Source organism: Janthinobacterium sp. PC23-8 (assembly GCF_002250505.1).
Classification (GTDB): domain Bacteria; phylum Pseudomonadota; class Gammaproteobacteria; order Burkholderiales; family Burkholderiaceae_D; genus Janthinobacterium.
The window spans coordinates 789,051-805,620 of sequence record NZ_NJGY01000001.1 but is presented as its reverse complement, the minus strand read 5'-3'; the positions used below and the strand labels follow the sequence as shown (position 1 = coordinate 805,620).

Sequence of the window (16,570 nt, the reverse complement as noted above, 5' to 3'; positions counted from 1 at the left end):
CCCACCCCGCGCGAGCTGGCCGCCTGGCTGGCGCTGCACGATGCGCCGGACGCCGCCCCGGCCGTTGCGCCCGATGGCGCCGGTGCGTCCGCGTTGTTGCACCTGGGCGGCGCGCCTGGCGCGCCCATGGTGTTCCTGGTGCACGATATCGGCGGGCGCGCCAGCGCCTATGCCAGCATGGCGGCAGCGCTGGTGCGCCATGGTTACGCCGTCGCCGCGCTGCAACTGACCGGGCACGAGGCGCACATGCCGGACAGTTTCGAGGCCTTGCTGGCGCGCGCGCTGGCGGCCATCCGGCAGCGCCAGCCAGCCGGACCGTATCGCCTGGCCGGGCATTCCTACGGCGGGGTGCTGGCCGCGCACCTGGCGGGACGGCTCGAAGCGCTCGGCGAGCGCGTGGCTTTCCTGGGCGTGCTCGATACCGTGCCGCCGCCGCCCGGCGAGGCGCCGCTGGCGGCGGCCGCCGATCCGCTCGAGCGCTGCATGTATATCGCCGCCGCCTGTGCCCAGGCGGCCGGCGCGCGCGCGCCGTCGTTCGAGCGGGCCGATTTTGCGGCGCTGCCCGATAGTAGCGGGCGCTGGCGTGCGATTGCCGATGCCCTGGCGCCGCTGGAGCTGTGGCCTGGCGTCGATGCGGTGGCCGAACTGGCGGCGCTGGACCGCGCCTTCGCGCTGCTGGCCCGCCTGCCGGCGCCATCGCTGCCGCTGCTGCGCACTGCGCCGGAAGTCTGGAATTGCGCCGCCCATGCCGACGATTTCGCACCCGCCTGGGCTGCCAGCAGCGTGCAGCCGGTGTGCTCGCATCGCTGCGCCGGCGACCATGTGTCGATGCTGGAAGGGGCCAGTGGCGCGGCGCTGGGCGCGGCGCTGGCGGCGGCGATCGCGCGCGGCGACAATATTGTTGAGTTATCAGGGAGCATCGATTGAATACTATCCATTCTGGCCTGGCGCCGCTGGCCGACGACCAGCGGCCCTTGCTGTTTTGCCTGCCTTTTGCCGGTGGCGGGAGCGGCGTTTTCCGGCAGTGGCCGGCCGCGCTGGAGGACCTGGTGCAGGTTTGTCCGCTGCTGTTGCCGGGGCGTGAAGCGCGCATGGGCGAGCCGGCGGTGGGACAGATGGAGGCGCTGGTGCCGACGCTGGCGAGCGCCCTGGCGGCGCTCTTGCGACCACCCGGGGCATTGCATGCGCGGCGCTGGTCGATCTATGGCCACAGCATGGGCGCGGCGATTGCCTGGGAGCTGGCGCTGCGGCTCGAACGCGAACCGGGCATGGCGCCGCCCGACTGGCTGATCGTCAGCGGACGCGGCACGCCCGGGCTGGCGCGCCAGCGTGCGCCCCTGCATCAGCTCGATGACGCGGCGTTTCGTCTGGCGCTGGGACAGATGGGTGGCACGCCGCCCGAAGTGCTGGCCGAAGACGAACTGATGGCCTTGCTGTTGCCGATGCTGCGCGCCGATTTTCGCCTGATTGAAACCTGGCAGCCGTCAGCCGGTGCGCTGGCACGCACGCGCATCCTGGCGGTGGGCGCCGATGACGATATCGAGTCGGTGCGGGCGCGGCTGGAGGGCTGGCATGGCCGCAGCGAGCGCGGCGCGCGCATCGTCGAGCTGCGCGGCGACCATTTTTCCATCGTCCGCCAGCCCGCCGCCTTGCTGGCGCTGATACGCGACGCGCTCGCTTGCCCGCCATGAGCGGGCCGCTCGACATCGACATTGAGCTGATCGCCCTCGACCAGTTGCCGGCGGCCGATGTCGCGCGCGCGCTGGCCGCGCTGCCGGCGCAGGAGCAGGCGCGCGCGGCGCGCTACCAGCGTGCGGCGGACCGCGCCGCCTTTGCCAGTTGCCGCATGGCCGTGCGCCGCCGGCTGGGGCAACTGGCCGGCATGGCGCCATCGGCGGTGCCGATCGTGGCCGACCGCCTGGGCAAGCCGCGCTGCGCGCTCGACGGCCTGCCGCATTTTTCGATTTCGCACAGCACCGGCCTGACGGGCATGGCCGCCGTTGGCTGGTGTCGGCAGGAGCTGGGCATCGATATCGAACGCGTGGCCTCGCCCGGCGGCGATGACGAGGGGCTGGCGCGGCTGATCCTGTCGGCGCCGGAACAGGCCGCGTACCTGGCGTTGCCGGCGCCACGGCGCAACGACTACCTGATGCGCCAGTTTAATGCCAGGGAAGCGGTGCTGAAAGCCATGGGCTGCGGCATGCACGTCGAGCCGCATCTGCTGCGGCCGGCGGGCGCCGGTTTTTTGGCGCCGGCCTGGGACGAGCGGCCGGCGCAGCAGTGGCAAGTCCGCCAGCAGGACCTGGCCGAGCACTGGCTGCTGTGCGCCGCAGCGCAGGCGCCGGCGTTGCGGCTGCACCTGACCTGGATTACTGGAATGCCACTTCGGCAAAGCTCCTGAGCTTGCGGCTGTGCAGCCGGTCCACGCCCTGGCGGCGCAGCAATTCCACGGCGCGGATGCCGATGCGCAAGTGCTGGTCGACCCGTTCGCGATAAAAATGATTGGCCATGCCGGGCAGCTTGATTTCGCCGTGCAGCGGCTTGTCGCTCACGCACAGCAAGGTGCCGTACGGCACGCGGAAACGGAAACCGTTGGCGGCAATCGTGGCGCTTTCCATGTCGAGCGCAATCGCGCGGCTCTGGCTGAAGCGGCGCTCGGGCGTGCGCTGCGGCAGCAGTTCCCAGTTGCGGTTGTCGGTGCTGGCCACGGTGCCGGTGCGCATGATGTGTTTCAGGTCCAGCCCCGTCAATTGGGTGATTTCGGCCACCGCCGTTTGCAGCGCCTGCTGGATTTCGGCCAGTGGCGGGATCGGCACCCACAGCGGCAAGTCTTCGTCGAGCACATGGTCTTCGCGCACATAGGCGTGCGCCAGCACGTAGTCGCCCAGGCTTTGCGTGGTGCGCAGGCCGGCGCAGTGGCCCAGCATCAGCCAGGCGTGCGGGCGCAGCACGGCGATATGGTCGGTGATGGTTTTCGCATTGGCCGGGCCGACGCCGATATTGACCATGGTGATGCCGCTGCCGTCGGCGCGCAGCAAGTGGTAGGCCGGCATCTGCGGCAGGCGCGGCGGCGCGGCGCCCAGGGCGTCTTCCACGGCCACCGACTGTCCCACGCGGCGCGTGACCACATTGCCCGGTTCCACAAACGCGATATAGCCGTCCTCGTCCGATGGGGCGCCGGCGTCGGGCGCGCGCCGCATCATGGCGTGGCCGAGGCGGATGAATTCGTCGATATAGAACTGGTAATTGGTAAACAACACGAAGTTCTGGAAGTGTTGCGGCGAGGTGCCGCTGTAGTGGCGCAAACGCTGCAGCGAATAGTCGACGCGCGGCGCCGTAAACAAGGCCAGCGGCTGGGCTTCGCCATGCGCCGGTTCATGGGTGCCGTTGGCGATGCCGTCGTCCATTGCCGACAGGTCGGGCAGGTCGAACAGATCGCGCATGGCCAGGCGCCGGCCGGCATCCATATTGCCTTCGATATGGTCGTGTTCGGCAAACGAGAAATGCACGGGAATCGGCTGCGCGCTGACACCCACTTCGAGGGTGACTTTCTGGCCGTTGTTATGGTTTTTCAGCAGCAGCGTGAACTGGTCGAGATAGTAATCGGCGAACAGGTCGGGACGCGTCAACGTGGTTTCAAACACGCCGGGGCCGGCGACAAAGCCGTAGGCTAGCGGCGAATCGGCGCGCGCCACGGTTTCGGTCTGGATGCGCACGAAGGGGTAGCAGCCGCGCACCCGTTCCTGCAGGTTTTCGCCGGCGACAAAGCGCTGCAGCGCGTCGCGCAAATGATCGATGCTGGCGCGGTAGATGGCTTGCACCTGTTCCAAAGCCAGGCGGGGGTCGTCAAAACGGGCGGAGGCGATAAAGGGGGGCGTATGCAAGCGGTGCTCCTGTGAGGTTGGTACATGGCATTGTAAGGCAGGCACCGCATTTGCGGGATGCGGCAAAGGCTTAAAAACGGCGGGCCGCAGACGCGGTGCCCAAGTTGGAGCCTTGAGCCGCAGCATGTGTTGCTGGTGTGCGTATCGTTCAGGGTTTAGAGTCGAGCGTCGAATTAATCTCTTTGAAGTTCTTTAGTCATCAACACATAAGGCACGCCATACATGTCGGGTAAATGGCGTACTACTTCAAACCCGGCACGTTGATACAGGTACTGAGCAGCTATCATTACCGGCGTGGTGTGCAGTGCGATCACATCGGCCTTGTCACGTTCGGCACGGCGAATACATGCGTTCAGCAAAGCGTGGCCTGCGCCATGGCCGCGAGCTTTGGGAGCGACAGACATGAACCGTACCATTGGCCATTGAGGAGCAAAAAAGTCAGGCTTAGGTTGATGCGGGCCGACGTACCCTACGGCGCCTACTATTTCCCCATCCAGTTCAGCCACGACAATTTCGGTGTAACTGGCGTTTTCGGTAAGAGCTCCAAGTCGCGGGGCTAGTTGATCCCATCCCGGTGTGACGGGCGCTAGCTCGTACCAGGCATCTCGCACTACTTGGTCAACAGCTAGCTTGTCAGTATCAGCGTATTTTCTAATTGTAATGTTCATGGAATGGATCGAGAAAAATCTTGCTTTGACAGTAAGACTGGATTGAACAATGTCGGCTTTTGGCCGGCCCCCCCCCCCCCGCCGTTCGGCCCAGCATAGCAGGTTGTCAGATGGAAAATCCAGCGCGTCCCACGCCAGGCTGGATTCGCCCCATTGCAGTCATTCAGTTTGCCAGTAGTCGACTGCTGCGGGAGGCGCTCATTAAATCGGGTTTTATCGGACTAGTGCCAAGCGGTAAAAGCGGTCCGCTCCACTTTCTGGTAGTGGGTCCGGGCCACGAACCCATCCCAAAGACTCATACAGGTGAACCGCAGCTCCCATGTCGCCCCAAGTTTCGAGTTGCAGTTGAGTGAAGTGATGGATAACGGCCTGTGCTATTGCCGCGCTCAGCAGCGTTCGGCCGATGCCCTGTCCTTGCATGCTCGCATCGACGTGGAAGCCGAACAGCTTGGCGACAGACCCCTCCATGCGCTGAATTGCAAGGCAGCCGACCAGTTTGCCATCTACCTCTGCCACCAATTCGATTTCGTTCGGGGTGTTGGCCAGGCCAAGCGCACCAATGGCAGCATCCAGGGTGTCAAAATCCGCGATTAAACCGAAAGAAGCTAATGATTTCTGTACTACCGCCTTGGCAACAGAATTATCGATGGGAAGAGCTTTACGGATTGACATTGCTACCTCTTGAGTAATTCAGAGCAATGATTCTATGCGAGAGCTTCGCGTCAGCCGAGTAAGCGCCATTCTTCCCATCCATCACGGACCGTCTGGTATTGGCCGATTGCTGTCAATTGTACTCGACGAAAAACTGGCGCCTGCCGACCTGGCCGCTGTTGTTCCGAAGCGGCCATTCGACTCACCTAACCTTGGAGTCGAGAGGCTATTGTTCGTACACTGCGTCGCATAAACAGACCACGCAGTAATTTTAGTACGACCCAGTTTGCAACGAGTAAAGGTACTACAAGAAGTGAAAAACTGCGAAGGGACGTCCATAGCGTCCAATACGCACCCGCCCAGATACATAGCCAAGTCAGCAACAACAAGATGAACGACCAGTTTCGTCCTAACTCTCGAGTAGCCTGGTGAATCACGTCCGCCTGAAGCGGTCGTGGCAAAGAGTCCAACTCTCGACAACGACATAGGAGAGGGATGCGTGCAGGGAACGGCTTCTGACGCATCAACGTATCCAGTTGCGCTTGTTCAATGATGGCGTCGCCCAACGCATTTGCCTGGTCTTTCGGTAACATGACTCTCCAATCTTGAGTTCGTTTCGTTAAAGCGGGCGTTCATACAATTGAAGCGGGAATTCAAGTTCCGCTGCTGGCCGAAGACTGCCTATTCCTCTTTCGGTACTGGGGAGCGTAGCATTGGTTCAATATCGTCACCAGAAAGCAGGTCAGACATATCTTCTGGCGATAGCCTCTTCATTTTTGCCTCCAGCTTTCTGTCATGGCTTCGGTCATCAGGGTCCCAATTTTTATGGGCTTTGCGAGCATACTGCTGGACGAAGCGCCCCATTTCGGCTGCTAGTGGAGATTTTGTACGCTTGGGGAGCATAAGTTTAGGTCAGTTTTAGGCTGGACTCAAGCGCCGGCTACAACACGCTACCCCAAATGCTTACAACGACTGTCAGGCAGTACGATCAGTGAAGGTCTGGGGCCAATGATATAGTGGCGGGAATGTATACACTGAAAGAAACTGCCATGAAAAACGATGCTGCCGTTCGCCCGCAGGCAAGCCAGGCACCTGCCAGGCTCAGCAAAGGGGACTTCGTCACCGCGCTGCGCAAACTGCTGCAAGAAGCGGGAAAGGCCGGCGAAACCAGCGTGGACGTACGCGCTGCGACCCTGCATACCGACGTTGGCGTTTATCCGGCGCGCGGCCACTCGATGCCGACCTGTTGCACCGTGATGTATGAAGAGATGCAGCCGGGTGACGAGATACTGCTGACGCCAGCTGGCGGCAAGGGACCTACGCTGCTGGTACGGTATAAATTCCCACGCTGAAAATCGCTGTCTTCCGCCTGTACGCCCTGGCCGAGTTGGCGCTACCGTTGCCGGTTCAGCTGTCCGGGCTGCGGTGGGCCTTGCGCCCCCCAATCAACAGCAGATCCTGGGCGCCATCCTGCGCCAGTTCGATGATATCGCCGGTCTCGGGGGACACCAGGCGGGTTTTGCCGGTCGGCACCAGCCGGGTGGCGCCGATGTCCGGCATGACCATCGTCCAGTCCTTGCCGTCGAAGCGCAGTTCGTAGCGGTTGGCGAAACGTCCCTCGAAGCGGTCGAGCTGGTAGATGCCGAGGTGGCGTGTGGCCGTTGCCAGGTCCAGCGGCGCCGTATGGGCCAGGCGAGGTTTGAAGTCTGGCCAGCCGTAGGCGGACGCCACTGCCTTGACGATCTCGCCGCCAAGATAGCTGCCGTTGTCGCCGTCGGTCATGACGACGACGCCGTTGCCGCTGTCGAGATACATCGCGTAGGTGCTCTTGAAGCCGGTGTTGCCGCCGGCATGCATGAAGCGTTTGTGCTCGCCATCGCCGACCACGAACAAGCCCTGCGCATAATTGTTCAGCGCCGGCGTCAGCAGGTCGCGCGCCTCGGTGGCGCTCAGAAAGGCCGTACCGGTTTTCCACGACTGCTGGACAGCGATGGCGAAGCGCGCCAGGTCGCTGGCCGTGGTCCACAGCCCGGCGGCCGCCAGTTCCGGATAGACGAAGGCTCCGCCTTCGACTTCGCTGCCATCGGCGTAGTGGCCGTGCGCGCGGTTGTGTTCTGCCGCCGGCAATGGCTGCGCGAATGTGCTGCGCCGCATCCCCAGCGGTTGCAGCACTTGCTGGCGCATCAACTCCGCAAAAGGCGTGTGCAGACATTGCTGCATGGCCACTTGGGCGATGGTGTAGCCGCCGCCGGAATAGGCATAAGCGGCGCCCGGGATGGTCTGGATGGCGACCGCCGGCGTGAGCGACGGCGGCTCGCCCTTGATGACCTGAAGGTCCGTAGGGATCGCCTGCGACGGTGGATAGCCGGGAAAGCCGGACACGGTCGCCCCTGCGCTGTGATTGAGCAAATTGCGCAAGGTCACCGGATGCCCGGGGCTTTGCTGTCCGGCGGGCAGGGTCCACGGCTGCAGGCAGGCGTCCACCGGAACATCGAGCTGGAGCTTGTTGCTGCGCGCCAGACGCTGCGCCAGCGCGCCGGTCACGCCCTTGCTGATGGAGGCGGCCTGATACAGCGTGTCGGTGTCGGTGTCGGTCGCAGGTGCGGACGGTTGCCGGTACACACCGGCCCAAACGATCTTGCTGTCGCCGATGACCGCCAGGCTGACGCTGGAGACCTGATAGCGGCGCAGGCGCTGCCCGATATCGAAGGTCTGCGCCGGCTCGCCTGCGATGTCCACCCGCTGCCGCAGCCCGCCGGCGATACGCCCGGCCATGTCGGGCTCGCCCGCGTGGGCGGGGCTGCTACCTGCCGCCACCCCCAGCAAGGCTCCCAGGCATAGCGCGCGGCCTGAAGCATGGACTGGCAATAGCCATGGACGAAAGCGCATAAGTTTCCCTTCACTGATTCGATGGGCTAATGTTATCGAGCATTGCACGAGGCTCCCTGGATTTGCGACGAACAGTGGAAAGCTTGGTCCAGGCTGTTTGTTTTCACCAAAATCGCTACGCGGCGCCAGTATTCCCAACAAAAACAGATGGGTAACAGATTCTCAACCGTAACCGCTGGCGTGAGTGATCGCTTTTTGCCTGTTGCTTTGAAAAGCTACTGGGTAATGCATATTTCAATGCAGAAAATGTACAGGAAAGTTGTATGCAGTGGTCATGCTGGGCTCGCTTAAATCACCGTAAGTTTCATGCCCGGTCCTGGCGGAAGCAGCTTTTTTGCCCAGTACGTGAGCGCTCACGTGACCTGGGCTCTAATAACGGCGTGGGCGTTTCCGCTCGTCCGGAAACTAAATTGGGGGCGGTGTGGTATCTGGCCGCAATTTTGTCGTGGCCGCATCGGCCGGATTGGCAGGTGCCATGTCCTCCGCCGCCGCGAGGTCGGCGACGCGCTGCGGTGCGCGCGGCACCGTGGCGGTGACACATTGGTTCAGCGGGCCTTGCTCGGTGGCGCGCCGGTAGCATACAGTCAGCAGTTCCTTGGGCGACGATGGCGCTGGCAGGGTAGCTATGTAAATCGTCGTCGCGTCGCCCCAGGAACACGAATAATTGCCAGGGATACGGACGCATTTTCCAGTCAGGAGGCCTGCTTCCTCCTCTCTCGAGGCCGGTGCGTCGGGCTTGCGCGCCGCTGCGGGCAGACGAGTCAGCAGGGTGCGCAACATCGGTCGGCCATCGATCAGCGCGACGTGGAAACCAGCCCTGCGCAGCAGCGTAATCAGGCCTGGTCCTAAGGGGCCGTCGGCGAAGTGGTCGGCGCCGATGGCGTAGAACGGCAGGCGCTCGGTCGCAAGTACCGCCGGAAGTTGTGCGACCCAGGCGCGGTTGCGCTCGGCGATCAAGAAGTGGTGCTTGATCAACTCGTCGCCAGACCAGCGTCGTTCGGCGTGCGCCATGTCCGGCCTGGCCGTGCCGGTCGCTGGTGCCAACCCGAGCGTATCTCGGATGTCGTCCAGGCTGGCGCGGTAGAGGGCATCGATGTAGCGGTAGAGTCCGCGCAGGCCGCTCTCCGGTTGCAGCATCGGCACCGCAACAGCCTGCGGCCGCCAGCCGTCGAGTAAGCTTCGGATCAGGGTGCTGCGCTCCGCCGGCGCCAGCGCGCAATAGGCATTGTAAAACGTCGCCGTATCGTCAATCGAGCGCCATGGGCGCGGCTTCTCGATCATCAGGCGTCCCGATTGCGAAGGTAGCGGGTTGACTGTCGTCGCGTTTTTGGCGGGGCTGCCGGCGGGCTGCTCATAGACCCGTCCAGACCACGCTTGCAGCAGCAGTTCGAATCGCATAAAGCGGCCCAGGTGCTCGATCTCCGTGTTCAGCGGCATGACACGCTCCAACACAGGGTCTGGGTGAGCGCGCAGGGCAGCGTTCAGCTCCATATCCATCGCGCCCTCATCTGGCCCTTCGACCGCACAGTGTCGTTGCTGGTAATCGTAGTCGAGCCGCGCACTGGCGGCACGTTCGAGCAACAATTCCGAAGCGGCCGCGAAGGCTTCACGAATTGGCCCATTAAAATACGGATCTTTTTGCATCGGCGTGCCGATATGGCTTTCTGGCAAAAAAAAGGCCAGCTTGCCATCCTTTTCGACGGCCAACAGGCGAGCGCCAGGCTCCGCTTGCGCGGCCCCGGCTGGCGCGCCGCAGACGGCGCCCGCCAGCGTAAAAACGCCCAGCATTGCACGGAAAAACGATGTGGGCAGGCTCAGGAGCGACATTGAGTTTCCTATCATTCGTGGTGGCATGCTCTTGTCCTCCATGCTTCATGCTGGCGCGCAGCGGATCGAGCAACTACTCGAGATCAGTTCAGCGCGCATGCCCGGAGTCAACGGCCAGCTGCGTCCATACGCTTCCAGCGCTGTACGTTCCAGCATGACGCGGATACGGAACAACTGCTCCTTGGTCTCGATCGGAACAGGCAACTCATTGGGCATCACCGGAGCGCTGGCGATTTCCCGCACCACGCCCCGGGAAATACCGAAGGTCTGAAAGGGAAAGGCGTCATACATGACAACCACGCGCGCGCCGGGCTTGACCATTCATCAATTATCGAAATATGGGATCAGGAGTGAGGTTAATTAATAGAAAACATTTTTTAAAAATATATCACAGTGGAAATATTAAATTTATTGCTTTTGTAACGTTGTGTTTCGTAAAGATTATATTGCAAGGTTCTTCGGATGGTCCCACACGGCCAGACGCTGTATCGATGGATTGCTTTGCACTGGAAGAGACATGCAGGCAGTTGATACAACAACGCGTCATCTTGCGGTCATGATCATGGGCTATCCTCGCTCCTCATTCCCGATGTGTGACCGCTCCGCTTGCCGCCCCTTCCGGGCGGTTTTTTTGGTTCTGTCGCATAAAAGTGGTAACTTTCGCAACTCAAATTCAAGGAAGCGTGCTCGCTCATGAAAAACCTCAAACTCGGCGCACGCCTGACCCTGGGCTTCGGCCTGCTGGTCGCCATTATCCTGCTCACCACGGCGCTCAGCCTGACGCGCCTGTCGAACCTGAACGACGGTGCGCACCACATCACCGACAACCTCTATCCCAATGTGCAGGCAGCGGGAACCCTGTCGTACACGGTGATGGATATCGCCCGCATCACGCGTAATTTGATCCTGCTCAACGACGACAAACAGATGGCGAGCAACAAGGCCGCGCTGGAGAAGGACCGGGAGGTCATCAATAACTTGACCGACTTGCTCGAAAAACTGGTCGATTCCAACAAAGAGCGGGAGTTGCAAACGGCCGTCAAGAACACAGGGGTGGCCTATATGGCTTTCACCGACAAGGTTGTCGCGCTCGCCATGGCCAACAAGGCCGGCGAGGCGACGACCCTCTTGTACGGCCCCGAGTACGCCACGCAGGGCGCCTACCTCGCCGCGCTGAAGGACATGACAACTTTCCAGGAAGAAAGCATCAAGCAGGGTGGAGTCCAGGCCACGGCCGTCTACCAGCAGGGTGCGATGACCGTAGTCGCTTTTGCGGTGCTGGCGGTCCTCGCCAGCATCGTTGGCTGCTACCTGATCACCCGCTCCATCACCAAACCCCTGCGCCAGGCCGTCAATGTGGCGGACCGGGTTGCCGAGGGCGACCTGAGCGTGCCGATCGTGGTCGACTCCCGCGACGAAGTCGGCCAGTTGCTGACCTCGCTGCAGCACATGCAGCAGAGCCTCATCAAGACCGTCGCCAACGTGCGCAGCAACGCCGAAGGCGTCTCCTCCGCCAGCGTGCAGATCGCGCAGGGCAACCAGGACCTGTCCGGCCGCACCGAGTCTCAGGCCTCGGCGCTGGAAGAAACCGCCGCGTCGATGGAGCAACTCGGCTCAGCCGTCAAAAACAACGCCGACAACGCGCGGCAAGCCAACCAGCTGGCGCAAGCTGCGAGCACGGTCGCGATCCAGGGCGGCGAAGTCGTCGGCCAGGTGGTTGAAACCATGAAGGGTATCAACGACAGCTCCAGGAAGATCTCCGACATCATCGCCGTGATCGACGGCATTGCGTTCCAGACCAACATCCTGGCGTTGAACGCGGCGGTGGAGGCCGCTCGCGCCGGCGAACAGGGCCGCGGCTTTGCCGTGGTGGCGAGCGAGGTGCGCAGCCTGGCCGGACGTTCGTCGGATGCCGCCAAGGAAATCACGTCGCTGATCTCCGCCAGCGTGGAACGTGTCGAACGGGGCTCTGTGCTGGTCGACAAGGCCGGTGCCACCATTGCGGAAGTGGTGGGCTCGATCCGCCGCGTGACCGACATCATGGGCGAAATCAGCGCCGCCAGCAGCGAGCAGAGTTCGGGCGTGGCGCAGGTCGGTGAAGCCGTCACGCAGATGGACCATGCCACCCAGCAGAACGCCGCGCTGGTGGAGGAAATGGCTGCAGCTGCCAACAACCTCAAGAGCCAGGCCGAAGACATGGTCCAGGCCGTGGCCTTCTTCAAGCTGACGCCGGGCAGCCACACAGCCGCTGCCGCTCCGGTGCGCCGGCCTGTGGTGTCCGCACCGGTGCGCAGCAGCCCCACCCCCGCCCCCGCCGCATCCGGCCTGGCCAAACCGCGCGTCGCCGCAGCACCGGCCAGCAAGATCGCCCCGCTCCGGAAAGCGCCCGCCGCCACCAGCAAACTGCCAGCGCCGGGCAAGCCCGCGAAGAAGGACAGCGACGGCGATTCCGGCGAATGGGAAACGTTCTAGGCGCTTTCGGCATGGAGGCGACATTCGATCCCGGCCAGGAAAGTTCTGCCGGGTTTGCCGGCCCAACCTGTCGTCAGCATCAGCGAATTTTCTGGCGATAGCTGGCATTTGTCCGCTGATTATTCACCAGGGGCCACTTGTTTTGCTTTTCATTGCCCTGCCGCCGTGCTGGTTTGACCAGCTTGCTGCGTAGTGGGAAGCGCAAGGCGGGCGGGGCGCAAACCTCGGCAGGCTTGACGAATCCAATTAGAATTGCTATTCTATTTGCCATGGTCAGACTAGCCAAGTTCAACGAAAATCATTTTATCGACAGCGCCATCACGGTGGCCGCCCAATGCGGCGTGGCGGCCGTGTCGATGTCGGCCATCGCGGTCAAGGCCGGCGCGCCGATCGGCTCCGTGTATCATCGCTTCGATTCGCGCAACGCCATTCTGGCGCGTGCCTGGCTGCGCGTGAAAAGCGACTTTCGCGAGGAGGTCGCCAGCCTGTGGGGCGAGGGCGACACCTGGGCCGGCGTGCATGGCCTGCTGGACTGGTGCCGCCGCAAGCCCGTCTACGCGCGCTTTTTGTTGCAATGCGAGGACAGCCCCGATTTCAACGGCAGCCTGGACGAGCAATTGCAGGCCGCGCTGGAGCAGGAGCAGGCCGCGCTCGACGCCTGTTTTGCGCGCTGCGCCGCCGCCATGCCCGGCGCCGCCGGCAGCGACACTGAAGTTGACCACCTGGTGCTCAAGTTCGTGCTGATCGACGCGCCGGTGGCCGTCGTCAAACCCTACCTGACGCAGGAACGCGCGATACCGGCCAGCGTCGACGCCATGCTGCGCGCCTCGCACGACGCCGTGCGCGGCTGGGCCGCCCGCACCACACATTAATCAATATAAAGAATCCATACCATGCGCTATTCCACCCAGCTTGAACACGGCAAGAAAATTCCCCTGCATGACGAAGAAGGTTTCGCCGGCATGCGCGCGGCCGGCCGCATCGCCGCCGACACGCTCGACTACATTACGCCTTTTGTGAAACCCGGCATCTCGACGGCCAGGCTCGACGCCCTGTGCGAGGAATTCATGCGCGCTGCCGGCGCCATTCCCGCCACCATCGACTACCACGGCTACAAGCACGCCAGCTGCATTTCGGTCAATCATGTGGTCACGCACGGCATTCCGTCCGAGACCAAGATCCTGAAAGTGGGCGATATCCTCAATATCGATGTCACGCCGAAATTCCATGAATGGCACGGCGACACCAGCCGTACCTTCAAGGTCGGCGCCGTGTCGATCCTGGCCAACCGCCTGGTCAACACCGCCTATGAGGCGATGATGGTCGGCATTCACACCGTGCGTCCGGGCGCGACCCTGGGCGACGTTGGCGCGGCCATCGAAGCGGTGGCCAGGGCGCAGGGTTTTTCGTCGGTGCGCGACTTTTGCGGCCATGGCGTGGGCAAGGTCTTTCACGACACGCCGCAAGTGCTGCATTACGGTAAAGCCGGCACTGGCATCGTGCTGGAGCCTGGCATGATCTTCACCATCGAGCCGATGATCAATGTCGGCAGCTACCAGGTGAAAGTGCTGCCCGACAAATGGACCACCGTCACCAAGGACCGCTCGCTGTCGGCCCAGTTCGAACACTCGCTGGCCGTGACGGAAACCGGTTTTGAAATCTTTACCTTGTCGGCCTTGCCAGGCGCCCAGCCCTGATGCTCAGGGCTTGCCCTGCGCCACCGCCTTGACGGCGCGTTCTTCGCCCATGGCGGCGGCGATTTTCCAGCGCTGCATGGCGCTGGCGTGGTCGGGGCGTTTCAAGCCCGCGCCTTCCCAGTCCATCAGCCCCAGGTGATAGATGTCGCCGGCGCTGCCCTTGTCGGCGGCCATGGTGAACCATTTGCGCGCTTCCTTGTGGTTCACTGGCGTGCCTTTGCCCATCAGGTTGTACAGGCCCAGCAGGTGCATCGCTTCCGTATTGCCTTTTTTCGCAGATTGCTTCAGCAGCGCCAGCGCGCGCGGCATATTGCGCGGTTCCTGCCAGCCTTCGGCCAGCATCACGCCCTTGGCCGCCAGCGCATAGCTGTCGTTCTTGGCCAGCGCGCGCGTGATCCACGGCTTGGCGTCGGCGTGCCTGGCCTGGCGTTCCTGCGCCGTGGGAGCAAGCCGGTCCGGTTTTTTCGGCAAGCCTTCGCCCATCAGTGTCATCCAGCCGTACAGGCCGTAGGCGTCGGCATTGCCCTTTTTGACCAGCACGTCGAGCATGGCCAGCGCCGGCACTTTTTCGCCGTTCTCATACAGCTTCAAGGCCTTGGCCGCGCTGGCGTCCTGCGGCACGCTGGCCACATGCGGCGCCACTGGCGTGGACGCAATGGCCGGCACAGGCGCCGTGCTGGCGCGCTGGCGTACCGGCAAGCCATAGCCGGCGCCCAGCGCCACGGCCATGGCCGGCGCCAGCACCAGGGTATAGGCCAGCTGGTGGCGGCGGCCCCTGCCGGCGATTGACATTGCCCGTTCGGCCGGCTGGTCGCCGCCCAAGGCCTCGGCCAGCACTGTCTTGACCTGGTGCTTGAACAGCAGCCAGGCGGCGCCGCTGGCCAGCAGGCCGGCCGCTGCAGCCATGCCGCGGCCAAAGAAAAACCAGACACCGATGGTGGCAACGAGCGCGGCCAGGGCACCTTTCCACCAGAACTGCTTGGCCAGCCGCGTGTACACCTGGCGCAGCGCGCCCAGCACGCAGGTGCGCACATTGCTGGCGTAGTCGGCCGAGACTACTCCGGCGTGGGCGTGATTGGTCTCGCCGCTGAGTACCGCTTCGATCACGTCGGCGTTCAGTTCGGACGCGGCCACGTCGCGCAGCGGCGCGAGCAGCCCTTGTATATCGGCCGAAAACAGGCCATCGTCCGCGCTGCCGGCCAGCGCGTCGCTGAGTGCCTTGAGGTCGCCGCGCAGCAGTTTTTCGACGATATCGTCGAGGGTGAGCCAGCGCAAATCATTGCCGTAGGCCACCAGGTGATGCGCCTGGCCATTGCAGGCCGCGTCCAGGCGCACGATGTGCAGTTTGCCTGCATACAGGGCGTCGACTTCCTGCGGCAAGTCGTCGTCGTCGGTGCTCACTTTTGCAAGCAGAAGGCTGCTGGCGATTGCCGCCAGTGAGCGCACGCCCTCCTTGTCGGCGATGCGGCGCGCGTCGTCCGGCGCCTGCGTGGGCAGGCTGACGCTGTAGGCGGGCGCCACATGGACGTCGACCCAGGCCGCGTTGCCGACCTGGCCGGAACCGTCGCAAGGGTTGCAGCGCAAGTCGCCCGCGCCGCTGCAGGTGCGGCAAGTGACGTTGCCGCTGGCGCGGCAGGTGCCGCAATTGACATTGCCATTGCCATGGCAGGTGTTGCAAATGACCTTGCCGTAGCTGCAATGGTGGCAATTGCGCTGCACGTTGCGGTATTGCGTGCGCGTTTCCGTGTGGTAGCTGGTGCGCGAGCTGCCGTTCTCGTAGACGGTAGTGGGTACTTCCACCGTCACGTAGTCGGTCACCTGTTCGGTGACGGACCCGCTGCCGCTGCAATACGAGCACGCTACCTTGCCGCTGCCGTAGCAGCCATAGGCGTCGCAGCTGACGGTGCGCCGGCCGTGGCATTTCCAGCAGGTTTCGGTGGTGCCGCCATGACAGGTGGTGCAGTTGACGCGGCCGCGGCCGGCGCAGCTGTTGCAGCTGTCCAGGTGCCACTGTTTGACGGCGTGGCCCAGGTACAGGCCGTCCGGCACGCCATCGCAGGCGTGGCCGGCGCTGTTGAGTGCATGGGACAATTTGCCTGCCGCGCGGCGCAGCCGGTCCCGGGTCTGCGCTTGCGCCAATGGCGTCACGTCAATGCTGGCGCAGCAGTGATCGCTCGCTGATGGCGTGAAGTAGCCGTTGATATGGCGCTGTTCCAGGCGCGCGTCGAGCGTGTAATTGGCCTGCAGCGAAAAGTCCTGCAGTACGTCGTCTTCGGCCAGCGGCGTGATGTCCTGCGGTTCGAAGCGGGTCTTGTCCTGCACCAGGCTGCGCAGTTTGCCCAGTACGGTGGGCGCGCTGGCGCCGCCGCTTGCATCGCCGTTCGTCGCCGAAGCTGGGGTCATGCGACCATCCTTTTGCTGATTGAAAGAGGTTCTGATTTTAGCATTGATGCCAGGCGGCTCATCGTGCCTCCTTGCGGCT

At 63.3% G+C, this 16,570-nt stretch carries 14 protein-coding genes; 7 read left to right on the top strand and 7 right to left on the bottom strand.

The window, feature by feature from the left end:
• The 3 genes from CD932_RS03605 to CD932_RS03595 all read left to right on the top strand — a co-directional run.
• A partial coding sequence (locus CD932_RS03605; protein WP_141213162.1) for an alpha/beta fold hydrolase occupies positions 1–927 on the top strand: 927 nt, incomplete at its 5' end.
• Positions 924–1,691, top strand: a complete 768-nt coding sequence (locus tag CD932_RS03600) for a thioesterase II family protein (RefSeq protein WP_176460864.1) — start codon at positions 924–926, stop codon at positions 1,689–1,691. The genes CD932_RS03605 and CD932_RS03600, both read left to right, overlap by 4 nt.
• Positions 1,688–2,401 (top strand): 4'-phosphopantetheinyl transferase superfamily protein, encoded by a 714-nt coding sequence (locus tag CD932_RS03595; protein WP_094441435.1) that lies wholly within the window; start codon positions 1,688–1,690, stop codon positions 2,399–2,401. Before CD932_RS03600 ends, CD932_RS03595 begins: the two co-directional genes overlap by 4 nt.
• Here CD932_RS03595 and CD932_RS03590 read toward each other — a convergent pair.
• The 3 genes from CD932_RS03590 to CD932_RS03580 form a co-directional block, all read right to left on the bottom strand.
• Positions 2,370–3,884 carry an AMP nucleosidase gene (locus CD932_RS03590; RefSeq protein ID WP_094441434.1) on the bottom strand — a complete coding sequence of 505 codons (1,515 nt, stop codon included), beginning with the start codon at positions 3,882–3,884 and terminating at the stop codon, positions 2,370–2,372. The genes CD932_RS03595 and CD932_RS03590 overlap by 32 nt on opposite strands.
• A gap of 173 nt (positions 3,885–4,057) precedes the next feature.
• Positions 4,058–4,552 carry a GNAT family N-acetyltransferase gene (locus CD932_RS03585; RefSeq protein ID WP_094441433.1) on the bottom strand — a complete coding sequence of 165 codons (495 nt, stop codon included), beginning with the start codon at positions 4,550–4,552 and terminating at the stop codon, positions 4,058–4,060.
• A gap of 213 nt (positions 4,553–4,765) precedes the next feature.
• Complete coding sequence (locus CD932_RS03580; protein WP_094441432.1) at positions 4,766–5,224, bottom strand: GNAT family N-acetyltransferase; 459 nt, start codon at positions 5,222–5,224, stop codon at positions 4,766–4,768.
• A gap of 1,028 nt (positions 5,225–6,252) precedes the next feature.
• Between CD932_RS03580 and CD932_RS03570 the strand changes: the two genes are divergently transcribed.
• Positions 6,253–6,555, top strand: a complete 303-nt coding sequence (locus tag CD932_RS03570; RefSeq protein ID WP_094443431.1) for an HNH endonuclease — start codon at positions 6,253–6,255, stop codon at positions 6,553–6,555.
• A 55-nt stretch (positions 6,556–6,610) separates the two neighbouring features.
• Here the strand turns inward: CD932_RS03570 and CD932_RS03565 are convergent, their stop codons facing one another.
• From CD932_RS03565 to CD932_RS03555, 3 genes are all read right to left on the bottom strand, one after another.
• On the bottom strand, positions 6,611–8,092 hold the full coding sequence (locus CD932_RS03565; protein ID WP_094441430.1) for a serine hydrolase: 1,482 nt from the start codon (positions 8,090–8,092) through the stop codon (positions 6,611–6,613).
• A 405-nt stretch (positions 8,093–8,497) separates the two neighbouring features.
• Positions 8,498–9,919: a hypothetical protein gene (locus CD932_RS03560; protein WP_094441429.1), complete on the bottom strand. Its 1,422-nt coding sequence runs from the start codon at positions 9,917–9,919 to the stop codon at positions 8,498–8,500.
• A 45-nt stretch (positions 9,920–9,964) separates the two neighbouring features.
• The gene (locus tag CD932_RS03555; RefSeq protein WP_141213160.1) at positions 9,965–10,240 is read right to left on the bottom strand and encodes a hypothetical protein; all 276 of its coding nucleotides are present in this window, start codon (positions 10,238–10,240) and stop codon (positions 9,965–9,967) included.
• A 372-nt stretch (positions 10,241–10,612) separates the two neighbouring features.
• Here CD932_RS03555 and CD932_RS29630 point away from each other — a divergent pair, with 372 nt between their 5' ends.
• From CD932_RS29630 to map, 3 genes are all read left to right on the top strand, one after another.
• A complete protein-coding gene (locus CD932_RS29630; protein WP_094441427.1) occupies positions 10,613–12,391 on the top strand; it encodes a methyl-accepting chemotaxis protein in 1,779 nt (592 codons plus the stop codon).
• 269 nt (positions 12,392–12,660) lie between these two features.
• The gene (locus CD932_RS03545) at positions 12,661–13,263 is read left to right on the top strand and encodes a TetR/AcrR family transcriptional regulator (RefSeq protein ID WP_094441426.1); all 603 of its coding nucleotides are present in this window, start codon (positions 12,661–12,663) and stop codon (positions 13,261–13,263) included.
• 21 nt (positions 13,264–13,284) lie between these two features.
• Positions 13,285–14,088 (top strand): type I methionyl aminopeptidase, encoded by an 804-nt coding sequence (gene map / locus CD932_RS03540; protein ID WP_094441425.1) that lies wholly within the window; start codon positions 13,285–13,287, stop codon positions 14,086–14,088.
• A 3-nt stretch (positions 14,089–14,091) separates the two neighbouring features.
• On the opposite strand, the gene CD932_RS03535 is transcribed toward map, so the two are convergent.
• Entirely contained in the window at positions 14,092–16,491 is a 2,400-nt protein-coding gene (locus CD932_RS03535) for an SEL1-like repeat protein (protein WP_094441424.1), read from the bottom strand.
• Positions 16,492–16,570: the final 79 nt, after the last annotated feature.

Coding starts and splice junctions, on each gene's coding strand:
- CD932_RS03585 (WP_094441433.1), bottom strand. CDS start 4,552: ATGAACATTACAATTAGAAAATACGCTGATACTGACAAGCTAGCTGTT.
- CD932_RS03555 (WP_141213160.1), bottom strand. CDS start 10,240: ATGGTCAAGCCCGGCGCGCGCGTGGTTGTCATGTATGACGCCTTTCCC.
- CD932_RS03595 (WP_094441435.1), top strand. CDS start 1,688: ATGAGCGGGCCGCTCGACATCGACATTGAGCTGATCGCCCTCGACCAG.
- map (WP_094441425.1), top strand. CDS start 13,285: ATGCGCTATTCCACCCAGCTTGAACACGGCAAGAAAATTCCCCTGCAT.
- CD932_RS03570 (WP_094443431.1), top strand. CDS start 6,253: ATGAAAAACGATGCTGCCGTTCGCCCGCAGGCAAGCCAGGCACCTGCC.
- CD932_RS29630 (WP_094441427.1), top strand. CDS start 10,613: ATGAAAAACCTCAAACTCGGCGCACGCCTGACCCTGGGCTTCGGCCTG.
- CD932_RS03560 (WP_094441429.1), bottom strand. CDS start 9,919: ATGTCGCTCCTGAGCCTGCCCACATCGTTTTTCCGTGCAATGCTGGGC.
- CD932_RS03565 (WP_094441430.1), bottom strand. CDS start 8,092: ATGCGCTTTCGTCCATGGCTATTGCCAGTCCATGCTTCAGGCCGCGCG.
- CD932_RS03545 (WP_094441426.1), top strand. CDS start 12,661: ATGGTCAGACTAGCCAAGTTCAACGAAAATCATTTTATCGACAGCGCC.
- CD932_RS03580 (WP_094441432.1), bottom strand. CDS start 5,224: ATGTCAATCCGTAAAGCTCTTCCCATCGATAATTCTGTTGCCAAGGCG.
- CD932_RS03535 (WP_094441424.1), bottom strand. CDS start 16,491: ATGACCCCAGCTTCGGCGACGAACGGCGATGCAAGCGGCGGCGCCAGC.